The following is a 10993-nucleotide window of genomic DNA, read 5'->3' on the forward strand; positions in this document are numbered from 1 at the left end:
CCCGTGACGGGCGGGCTCAATCCCCCGGGGCCCGACGCCCTGGAAGCCGCCGCCCCGGGCGCTCGCTGTCCGGACGCCGTCCCGCCGTGCCCCGTCGGTCCAAGGCTCTGTCGGTGCGGGTGTCGTCCCGCCGGGAACCGCCCCACGGGCCGCCGCCCCACCGGGTGCCGCCCCGCTGAACGCGTGCGGTCCGGGTGCCGCACCGCGGGTCGCCGTGGGCCGGGCCGCCGCGCGACCGGCCGCCGTCCTAACGGACGCCGTCCGCCGGGCGGCCCGAGATCCACACCCGCCGCACCCGGCCGGTCAGCTCCCGGCCCGCGTAGGGGCTCGGGTCCGCCGCGGGGACCGCCACCCGCGCGCCGGGGTCGAAGGCGACCAGGTCGGCGTCGAACCCCGCCGCGATCCGGCCCTTGCCCACCAGTCCCAGCAGTTCCGCCGGGGCCCGCGCCGTCCACCGTGCGAGGTCGGCCAGCCCCAGGCCGCGCCGGTGCGCCGCCGTCCACAGCGCAGACAGGCTCCACTCCAGCGTGTACAGGCCGTGGGCGGGCAGGTGCCCCGAGCCCACGGTGGTGATCGCCGAGTCCCGCGCCAGCAGCGCGCTCCACAACGCCTTGCGGTTGGCGTCCGAGCGCAGCGGCGGCCGACAGGCGTGCGCGGGCGACTCCGGCCCCAGCGACTCCGAGGGCAGGCACAGGTAGTGCGGGCAGGTGTGCGCCGTCAGCGCCACCCCCACCGTCCCCGCCGCCGCCAGCAGCGCCGCGCACTCGGCCGCGGTGAACGACCCCACGTGCGTGCGCGTCCCCACCGCGCGGGCCGCCGCGATCACCCGCTCCAGCCCGCGCCGCTCCGCCCGGGGCGGCCGGTGCTCCGCCGCCGTCGGCGGGGTCCCCAGCTCGGCCGCGTCCTCGGCGTGCACCAGCAGCACGCTGTCCAGCGCCGCGAGTTCGGCCATCGCCTTGCGCAGCTGGGCGTCGTTGAGCGCCGCGATGTCCGGGGCGCCCCCGTCCGACAGCGAGCAGTGGAAGGCCACCGCCCCGGCGGCCTGGAGGTCGGCCAGGTCAAGCGGGCCGGTGCCCGGGGCCACCCCGCCCAGGAAGAGCACCGGTACGGGGGACAGGGCCGCCGCGCGCTGGTGCGCCCCGAGGGCGTCCGCGCAGGTGAGGGCGGGCCGGGCCGGGGCGGGGGAGGCCACCACGCAGGTCACACCGCCGCGAAGGGCGGCCGTCCCCGTCCGGCGGTAGGACTCGGACAGGTCCTGCCCGGGCACGTGCGCGCCGGTGCCGACGTCCACCGCGCCGGGCAGCAGGGCCACGTCGCCGAGGTCGGTCGTCTCGTGGGCGGGCATGTGCGCGCCGTGGGCGCCCACGGCCTCGACCCGCCCGTCGCGCACCCCGACCGAGGCGGGCCGGACCCCCTCGGGGAGGACCACGCGCGTGGACCTGACCACACTGTCGTACACGGTCATCCGCCGTCCCCTTCGCTGCGCTCGCTGGAGGATGTGCTGAGAGGCGCCGCGGGCGACCGCGGCACGGGAGGGGAGGCCGGACGCCGAAGGCGGGGAAACCGTCGTCTCGACCGGATACGAGCGTATCGCGAAGAGCCCCTCCGCAAGGGGGGAATCCGACATCCCGGCCCCGGCACCGCCGCCCGGCCGGACGGGCGAGGGGCGCCGCCGCCCACCTCCCGTGACCGCCCTCCAGACCGCCCCGGCAGGGCCCGTCCCCACCTGCGCGGGCGCCCCGGATCCGCCAGCGGGGGTGTACGGGGACGCCCAAGTCCGACACTGTGTAGTAGACGGACTAACCTTGGTCGAGGTGTTCCTCCGTGCGCGGCCCCTGCCGGAAAAGTCCCGGACAGCGGCGAGGCGGTCACACGGCCAAGGGCGCTGACCAGCCAGTTGTAACGAGACCGACGACGGAGTGGCGCGTGGCTCCTCCCGCACAGAACCAGAAGTCCCCCCTCAAGGAACACCATGACGACGCCCCGGGCACGGGACGGGCGCCCCTCTTCGCCGCCGCGGCCGCCGCCCTGTGCCTGACCGGCCTGAGCCTGACCCTGCTCCTCGGCGGAGCCGCCTTCCCCGAGGTCATCCCGGGGCTGCCCGACGCCGGCGAGGCGGTCCGCTGGGGCCTGCCGCTGGCCAAGGTCACCATGGACGCCTCCGCGGTCGTGGCGATCGGCCTGCTGCTGCTCGCCGCGGTCCTGCTGCCCTCCCACAAGGGCAGGCTCTCCCCGCAGGCGACCTCCTACGTGCGCGCGGCCAGCTGGGCGGGCCTGGTCTGGGCCCTCGCCGCCGTGTTCACCCTGTACTTCCAGGCCGCGGAGTTCCTGGCCCGCAAGGTCGGCCAGATCAGCGTCGACGAGGTCACAGCCTACGCCGGATCGGTCTCGGGCGGCATCGCGCTGATGTTCGTCGTCCTGCTCACGACCGGCATCGCCCTGTTCGGCCGCACGGCCACCACCGCCACCGGCGGCCTGTGGCTGCTCGTCCTGGCCCTGGCCGCCACCACGCCGCCCGCGCTGACCGGCCACTCGGCCTCCTCCGGCTCGCACGAGCTGGCCGTGACCGGGCTGGCCCTGCACGTGATCTCCATCAGCGTGTGGGTGGGCGGCGTGGCCGCGCTGACCTACCACGCGCTGCGCCGCGACGCCCAGGACCCGTCGGTGGCCGCCAACCGCTTCAGCCGCCTGGCCCTGTGGGCCTACGTCGGCGTGGCCGTCAGCGGCGCGGCCAGCGCGCTGGCCCGCCTGTACTCGATCGGGGACCTCGTCGCCACCGAGTACGGCCTGATCATCCTGGTCAAGGTCATCCTGTTCGGGGTCCTGGGCGCGTTCGGCTACATGCACCGCGAGTTCGTCTTCAAGCGCCTGGAGGGCGCCCCGCAGGGACCGGCGGGCGAGGCCTTCCGGCGCCCGCTGTTCCTGCGCGCGGCGCTGGCCGAGGTGCTCATCATGGCCACCGTCATCGGCGTGTCCGTCGGCCTGGGGCGCACCGCGCCGCCCCCGCCGCTGGAGGGCACCGTGGATCCGGCCGCGGCCATCCTCGGCTTCCCCGTTCCGCCGCCCATGACCGCCCAGACCCTGCTCACCCTGTGGCGCCCCGATCTGTTCTTCATCATGATCGTGGTCGTCGCGGGCGGGCTGTACGCGGGCGCCGTGGTCCGGCTGGTGCGCCGGGGCGACTCCTGGCCCGTGGGGCGGACGGCGGCCTTCGCGGCCGGGCTGCTCACGATCGTGGTCACGCAGCTCACCGGGTTCGCGACCTACTCCATGGTGCTGTTCTCGACGCACATGATCCAGCACATGGTGCTGTCGATGCTCACCCCGATCCTGCTGGTGCTGGGCGCGCCGATCACCCTGGCCCTGCGGGCGCTCAAGCCCGCCGCGCGGCGCGGGGACCGGGGACCGCGCGAGTGGCTCAACCTGTTCCTGAACAGCCGTTTCTCCAAGCTGGTCACGCACCCGGCGATCGCTGCCCCGCTGTTCGTGTTCGGCCCCTACGCGCTGTACTTCACGCCGCTGTTCGGCACGCTGATGAACGACCACCTGGGCCACCTGCTCATGGGCGTGCACTTCCTGCTGGTGGGCTTCCTCTTCTACTGGATCATCGTGGGCGTGGACCCGGCGCCGAGGAAGGTGCCCTTCCTGCTGCGCATCCTGCTGCTGCTGGTGGTGATGGGGTTCCACGCCTTCTTCGGCATCACGATCATGATGCAGTCCGAACCCCTGGCGATGGACTACTACGGCCAGTTCGACATCCCGTGGCTGGAGGACCAGGCCGCCGACCAGTACGCGGGCGGCGGCGTCGCCTGGGCGCTGGGCGAGATCCCCACCGCGCTGGTCATGATCGCGCTGGTGCGGCAGTGGTCGCGCGACGACGAGAAGCAGGAGCGCCGCCGGGAGCGCCACAGCCGCCGGGGCGGCTCCGACGACGCCGACATGGACGCCTACAACGCCTACCTGGCCGAGCTCGAACGCCGCTCGCGGGGCGGGGCCCCGGCCGCGGCCACCGCGGCCCCGGAGGCGCCGCCGCGCACCGGTGAGGAGCCGAAGGCGCGGAGCGCACCGGCGGCCGAGTCCGGGGACGACGACCCCGGCCCCGCCGCCGGCAAGGGCGGCTGAACCCGCACGCGGGGGCGCACCGGCCGGTGCGCCCCCGCCGTCGTCGCGGGCCCGACCGGAGCACGCCGACCCCTGGCGCCGGGGCACACGGTGGTGTCGGCCCGGTCCTATGAGGGGATTCCGTTTCGGAGCCGACATGCTCGCGGACGGGCCCGGGGGCCGGGTCGGGGTCTGTCGCGCCGTCGGGGCACCTGTCGCGCCGTCGGGGCACAGGGCTTCGACGTCCTGCTCCGCCCCGGCCTCCGCTGCCGATCGGCGGCCGCGGTCCCGCGTCCCCGGCCATGGCCGCCGAGCGGGCCGTCGTCGTGGGCTCCAGCGGGCTCACGCAGCGCAGGCGCCGCGGACCGGGGGAGCGGACCGACGGGTCTACCGGCGCAGCGAAGCGCCCCGCACCGCAAGGGCGCGGGGCGCGCGGAGGCAGGAGTACGGGGTCAGACGACCAGGGCGGCCACGGAGGCCCCCACCAGTCCCAGGGCCAGGCAGACCAGCAGGGCCGCGGCCAGCAGCGGCAGGGAGGGCCGCAGCGCGGACACCGCGGACTGGCCGCCCCCCGAGGACTGGCGGCGCGCCACCATCGGCAGCATGACCACGTTCACCGCGGACACGACGGCCGCGACGCAGGCGGACGCGGCGAACCCCGCCCAGAAACCGGACCCGGCGGCCAGCGCGTTGGCCGCGGCCAGCGTCGGCAGCGCCACCAGCACCACCACGGAGGCGATCCCGAACGCGGCCCGCGACCGGGGCGACGCCCCGCGCGAGCTCCCGGAGACGACGAGGAGCAGACCGAGCAGGGCCGCCATCAGGATGGCGCCCACGACTCCGAACACGGCGATGTTGACCAGCGAACTCACGCTCGCCATTGTCGCACCGAACCGCGGATGCCCGGATCCGGGGTGGACGTGCGCGCTCAGCCGGTGTGCTCCACCCGCGAGCCCGCCGCCGTCTTGACCACCTTCAGCCGGGTGGACACCCTCTGCCGCAGGTCGGCGACGTGGCTCACCACACCCACCGCCCGGCCGCCGTCCCGCAGCCGGTCCAGGACGTCCAGCACCTCCTCCAGGGTGTCCTCGTCCAGCGTGCCGAACCCCTCGTCCACGAACAGCGTGTCGATGTCGGCGCCGCCCGCCTCGGCACTGGCCACGTCGCCCAGCCCCAGGGCCAGCGCCAGCGAGCTGAAGAACGTCTCCCCGCCCGAGAGCGTGGCCGGGTCGCGCTCCACACCCGTCCAGGCGTCCACCACCCGCATGCCCAGGCCGCCGGCCGAACGCGCGCGCCCGTCCCCGGCGGCCTTGTCCACCGTGTACCGCAGCTCGTACCGGCCGTCCGACATCGTCACCAGGCGGTCGTTGGCGGCGGCCACCACCTGCTCCAGGCGGGCCGCCAGAACGTACGCCGACAGACGCACGTTGTCGGCGTTGTCGGAGGAGGTCCCGGCGGTCAGGCCGCGCAGCCCCTCGGCCACCGCGTAGCGGCGCAGCGCCGGTTCGCAGTCCCTCAGCCGCAGGTCCAGCTCCCCGCGCAGGGAGGCGAGCCGACGCGCCCGCTCCTCCAGCATGCTCCGCCAGGCCACCGCGCGGTCGGCGGCCTCCGACGCGGTCCGCGCGGCGCGGGCCAGCTCCTCCAGGTCGGGGACGGGCAGCTCCCCGGCCGCGGTCAGCTCCGGATCGGCCAGCGACGCCTCGACGGCGGCCAGGGCGTCGTCGAAGGAGCGGGCGCGTTCGCGCAGCGCGCGGCGCCGCTCCTCGTCCAGCGCGGCCTCCCACACCCCGGCCTCGTCGGCGAAGCGGGCCTCGGCCCGCTGCCGCTCGGCCTCGGCGACGGCGGCGCGCAGTTCGTCGGCCGCGCGGTCGCGGTTGACGGCCGCCTCGGCCGCGGCGCGCAGCAGGTCGGCCTCGCCGCCCAGCCTGGCGATCCGCTCGTCCAGCCCGGCGTCGTCCCCGCGCGCCCGGTCCAGCAGCGCGGTCAGCCTCCCGTGCTCGCGGACGGCGTTGTCCCGGTCGGCCCCGACCTGGGCCTCCTGCCGGACCAGCTCGCCCTCGCGGGTGCGGGCGCGCTCCAGGTCGCCGGTGGTGCGCTCCAGCTCCTCCTCCACCCGCCGGGCCTCACCGGCGGCGGCCCGGGCCTCCGCCAGCGCCGCGGTGTGCGCCTCCACCTCCTGACGGGCGGCGTCGGCGGTGGCGTCCTCGGCGCGCTCCCGCGCGGCGGTGCGCCGCTCCCGCAGGGCCACCGCGGCGCTCTCGGCCTCCGCGCGGCGCGAGGCCGCGGCGTCGGCGGCCGCCTGGGCCCGCCGCTCCTCCTCGGCGGAGACCAGGCCCTCGCCGGAGGGCCGGGCGGGGGAGGGGTGCGCCACCGACCCGCACACCGCGCACGGCTCCCCGTCGACCAGGCCGGACGCCAGTTCGGCGGCCATGTGGGTGATCCGGCGCTCGCGCAGGTCGAGGGCGCGGTCGCGGGCGGCCTGGGCCCCGTCCACGGCCTCCCTGTGACGCTCCTGCGCCTCCGAGAGCTCCCGGCCCAGGCGCTCGTACTCGGCGGCGGCGTCGAGGCGCCTGCGGGCGGCGGCCAGGGCGGTCTCGGCGGCCCCCTCCTGTCCGGCCTGGTCGTGGAGGCGCCGCAGCTCGGCGGTGAGCGCCTCCACCCGGGCGGGCAGGGAGGCGGCCAGCGCGCGCTGGCGATCCAGCTGCGCGGCGATCTCGTCCAGGCGCCCCGTGAGCGCGGTGACGGAGCGGCCCAGGGACCGGCGGCGCTCGGCGTCCGCGCGCAGCGCGTCCAGACGGGCCAGTTCGTCCCGGCGCTCCCGCTCGGCGGCACCCAGCTCCTCGCGCGGCACCGCCCCGTCGGACCGCGCGGAGAAGCCGGGCAGCCCGCCCACCAGCGCCAGGTGGTCGGCGACGGCGAGTTCCGCCTTGTCCAGCTCGGTGCGGCGGTTGTCGCGGGCGCGCAGGAAGGGCAGCACCGACTCGGCGCGCCCGGCGTCGTCGAGCTGGGCGTCGAGCGCGGCCCGCCACGCGGTGTGCTCGGCCAGCTGGGCGCGGCGCCCGCGGGCGGCGGCCAGCCGCTCCTGGAGCGCGCGCAGCTCACGCCCCTCGGACAGGGCGCGCTGGGCCTCCTCACGGGCCCCGGTGAACTCCCCGGCCACCCGCCCGGCGTCGCGTGCGGTCGCGGCGGTGACGCAGGCCAGCTCCGCGGCCCAGGCCGACAGCTCCTCGGGCGGTTCGGGGGCCCGGGACCCGCCGACCTCGGCGATGCGGTCCGCGACCGCGCGCACCTGGGCGTTGGCCGTCCGGACCTCGTGTTCGAGCCGTTTGGCGTGCGCTCCCAGCCACGTCTCCACGTCCCGGAACAGCCGGGTGTTGAAGATGCGCTCCAGGGACTCGCGGCGCTCCTCGGACTTGGCGCGCAGGAACCGCGCGAAGTCGCCCTGGGGGAGCATGACGGTCTGGCAGAACTGCGCGAGGGTCAGGCCCAGCAGGTCGCCGACGAACTGCCCCGCCTCGTCGGGGCGGGTGGTGACGCCCTCCCACCTGCCGCCGGTGAACTCCTTGACGACGACCTTGGTGTTCTGCGACACCGTGCCGGTGCCCCGCTTCTTGGGGCGGTCCCAGCGCGGCTTGCGCTCGATCCAGATGCGGCGCCCCTGGACCGTGAACTCCAGGACCACCCTGGGCTCGGCGTCCAGCGGGGCGTGGTCGCTCTTGGGGGAGCGGTCCTTGCCCCGGGCGCCCGGCACGTTGCCGTACAGGGCGAAGCACACCGCGTCCAGCACGGTGGTCTTGCCCGCGCCGGTGGGGCCGTGGATGAGGAAGAGGCCGCCCGCGCTGAGGCGGTCGAAGTCCACCTCCTCGGTGCCCGCGAACGGGCCGAACGCCTGGACGGTGAGGGTGTGCAGCCGCATCAGCTCGTCCCCTCCTGGAGCCGGACCTGCTCGACGGCGGTGTTCACGAGGGCCTCCTCCTCGGGGGTGGCGGGGGTGCCGCGGGCCCACTCCACGAAGTCGCCGACCACCTGGCGCTCGCTGCGGTCGGCGACGGAGGCGGCGATCGGACGGGTGTCGGGGGCACCGCCCTCGGGGGCGAAGTCCAGGACCAGGACGTGGGGGAAGCGTTCGCGCAGCCGGTCCATGGGGTGGGCGGGGCGGCGCGGGTCGGTCAGGGTGATCTGGAGCCAGTGGCCGGTGCGGGACTCCCACTCGGGACGGGTGAGCAGGTCCTCGATCCGGCCGCGGATACGGGCCAGGGGGCGGGGGACGGGCGCCGCGGCGAACTCGGCGCCCGCGAGGCCGTCGGCGTCCAGGTCCACCAGCCAGTAGCCCTTGACGTGGTGCTCCTCGGAGAAGGAGTAGGCCAGCGGGCTGCCCGAGTAGCGCACGGACGGGGTGATGGTCTGCCGCCCGTGCAGGTGGCCCAGGGCCACGTAGTCGACCCCGTCGTAGACCGGGACCGGCACGTGCGAGGCACCGCCCACCGAGATGTCGCGTTCGCTGTCGGAGGGCTCGCCGCCGGTCACGAACGCGTGCGACAGGACCACCGACCGGGTGCCGGGCCGCTCGGCGAGGTCGGCGCGCACCAGGTCCATGGCGTGCCCGAGCGCCGCCGCGTGCCCCCGCTCGGGCAGGTCCCAGTGGTGGCGCGCGATCTCCGGTTCCAGGTAGGGGATGCCGTAGAAGGCCACGGGTCCGTGTTCGTCCTCGATGACCACGGGCGTGCCGACGCCGTCCAGGGAGCTGCGCAGGTGGACGCCGGAGGCGTCGATGAGGCCGGTGGCGAAGGACATCCGCGCCATGGAGTCGTGGTTGCCGCTGATGAGGACGGCCCGGGCCCCGGTCTCGCGGATCCGGCCCAGGGCGCGGTCGAAGAGCCGGACCGCGTCCACCGACGGCAGGGCGCGGTCGTAGAGGTCACCGGCCACGACCACCACGTCGACCCGGTGTTCGCGGATGGTGTCGACGAGGTGGTCCAGGAAGGCCGCCTGGGCGTCGATGAGGTTCTCCCGGTGGAAGGAGCGGCCCAGGTGCCAGTCCGAGGTGTGCAGCAGGCGCATGGCACTGGACATTACCGAAGCCCGACCCTTGGCGTGCGGGACGAGAGCCGTCCTGTGGACGACGTCAGGGGCCGGCGCCCTCCGCGGCGCGTCGGTGCCTCGGAACCCGGGGCGTCAGTGCTTGCGGGCGAGGGTGAGGCCGTCGCCGATGGGCAGCAGCACCTGCGTGACGCGCTCGTCGGCGACCAGCCGGTCGTTGAAGTCGCGGATCCCCCGTACGGCCGCCGACGTGTTCTCGCGGTCCACGACCCGCCCGTGGGAGAGGGTGTTGTCGGCCAGGATCAGGCCGCCCGACCGGACGCGGGGGACCAGCTCCTCCCAGTAGCCGACGTAGCCCTCCTTGTCGGCGTCCACGAAGGCCAGGTCGAAGCGCGGCTCCTCGGCAAGCTCCCGCAGCGACTCCAGGGCCGGGCCCAGCCTCAGGGTGATCCTGTCCGCGACCCCGGCGCGCTCCCAGTACCGCCGGGCCACGGAGGTCCACTCCTCGCTGACGTCCAGGGCCAGGAGGCGGCCGCCCTCGGGGAGGCCGCGCGCGAAGCAGATCGACGAGTAGCCGGTGAAGGTCCCGATCTCCACCACCTCCCGCGCGCCGCAGATCCGCGTGAGCATCGTGGTGAAGGCGCCCTGCTCGGGGCCGATCTGCATGCCCCGGTGGTCCGGGAACAGCCGCGCGGTCTCCTCGGCCAGGTCCGCCAGGACCTCGTCCACGGGCTCGCTGTGCTCGACGACGTAGGCGTGCAGTTCGGGGCTGAGGCCCTCTGTGGATCGTGTCACGCCCGACAGCCTAGGCCAGCCGGGGCCCGGCCGACAGGTGCCGGGCCGTCGCGGGGGGTACGGGAGCGGACCCGGCGGCAGCGGGATGCGTCGTGGGGCCTGGCACGGCCCCCGGGGCAGCAGCGCGGGAACGTCACCGCCCCGGCCCCGGTCAGTACTCGGGCAGTAGCGCGGGCCAGTCGAACAGGTAGATGGTCCCTACGATGACGCCGATGGTCAGCAGCGGGGTGACGAACTTCTGCTCGACCGGGCCGTCGGTGACGAAGCCCTTCCCCTGCCCGAAGCGCTTCTTGAAGAAGGGCCAGAAGATGGGCACGCCCATCTTGGTGATCATGTCGCCGAAGAAGTGCAGGACCACGCCGAAGGCCACCGCCAGGCCCAGCCAGCTGTAGTTCACCCCGGCGGTGAACAGCGCCAGCGTGATGCCCGCCGTGGCCATCGCGTTGATGACCCCCGACGCGACCTTGTTCTTGTCCAGGCCGAAGCCCAGGCCCTGGAGGGCGATGCCGATCAGCAGGAACACGAAGACCTGGACGGCCAGCTCGGACCACAGCGCCAACAGCTGTACCAGCACGCCCATGAGCACCGCGAAGAAGAACGAGTGCGTTCCCATCCGGTGCCCGCCGAACAGGAAGCCCAGCATGCCGCTCAGCACCTCGGTGACCTTGCCGTAGGTCTTGGTCACCGTGGCGCTCTTGTGGTCCAGATCGGGCAGCAGGGCCGCACCGGCGCAGACCAGGGAACCGGCGATGATCTCACCGGGACCCAGGTGGAAGCTGAGTCCGAGGAATTCCCTGCCCTGGACCAGCGGAACGACCGCCATCCAGCCGACCACGCCGCTCAGTGCGTGCGAGTGCCCCATCATGGCGGGAACCGTAGCGGAGTACGGCATTTACTGCCAACGCGGGGTGTCCGCCAACGGCGCACCGGTCACCCAGAGCACACGGCCGACGCCCCCGCCGCCCTCCCGGCGGTACCCCTTCGCCACCCAGCGTGTGACCGCGACCCCTCTCCGTGGGAACGCGGGCCCGCGGTGCGCCCCTCCGCGCCTCCTCCG

General features: G+C 75.3%; 7 protein-coding genes. 1 reads left to right on the forward strand and 6 read right to left on the reverse strand.

What is annotated here, in order from left to right; translation table 11 throughout:
• Positions 1–247: 247 nt before the first annotated feature.
• On the reverse strand, positions 248–1465 hold the full coding sequence (locus UIS43_RS24870; RefSeq protein WP_019606833.1) for an amidohydrolase family protein: 1218 nt from the start codon (positions 1463–1465) through the stop codon (positions 248–250).
• A 461-nt stretch (positions 1466–1926) separates the two neighbouring features.
• Between UIS43_RS24870 and UIS43_RS24875 the strand changes: the two genes are divergently transcribed.
• On the forward strand, positions 1927–4122 hold the full coding sequence (locus UIS43_RS24875) for a cytochrome c oxidase assembly protein (RefSeq protein ID WP_358168712.1): 2196 nt from the start codon (positions 1927–1929) through the stop codon (positions 4120–4122).
• 431 nt (positions 4123–4553) lie between these two features.
• On the opposite strand, the gene UIS43_RS24880 is transcribed toward UIS43_RS24875, so the two are convergent.
• From UIS43_RS24880 to UIS43_RS24900, 5 genes are all read right to left on the reverse strand, one after another.
• Positions 4554–4982 (reverse strand): hypothetical protein, encoded by a 429-nt coding sequence (locus tag UIS43_RS24880; RefSeq protein ID WP_013151679.1) that lies wholly within the window; start codon positions 4980–4982, stop codon positions 4554–4556.
• A 47-nt stretch (positions 4983–5029) separates the two neighbouring features.
• Positions 5030–8017: an AAA family ATPase gene (locus UIS43_RS24885; protein WP_071621543.1), complete on the reverse strand. Its 2988-nt coding sequence runs from the start codon at positions 8015–8017 to the stop codon at positions 5030–5032.
• The gene (locus UIS43_RS24890; protein ID WP_370011908.1) at positions 8017–9174 is read right to left on the reverse strand and encodes an exonuclease SbcCD subunit D; all 1158 of its coding nucleotides are present in this window, start codon (positions 9172–9174) and stop codon (positions 8017–8019) included. The genes UIS43_RS24885 and UIS43_RS24890 overlap by 1 nt, the downstream gene beginning before the upstream one ends.
• Before the next feature lie 102 nt (positions 9175–9276).
• The gene (locus UIS43_RS24895) at positions 9277–9936 is read right to left on the reverse strand and encodes an O-methyltransferase (protein WP_013151682.1); all 660 of its coding nucleotides are present in this window, start codon (positions 9934–9936) and stop codon (positions 9277–9279) included.
• A 151-nt stretch (positions 9937–10087) separates the two neighbouring features.
• Entirely contained in the window at positions 10088–10801 is a 714-nt protein-coding gene (locus UIS43_RS24900; RefSeq protein WP_013151683.1) for a metal-dependent hydrolase, read from the reverse strand.
• Positions 10802–10993: the final 192 nt, after the last annotated feature.

Origin of the sequence: Nocardiopsis sp. LDBS0036 (assembly GCF_041228755.1) — a bacterium.
Lineage (GTDB): Bacteria > Actinomycetota > Actinomycetes > Streptosporangiales > Streptosporangiaceae > Nocardiopsis > Nocardiopsis dassonvillei.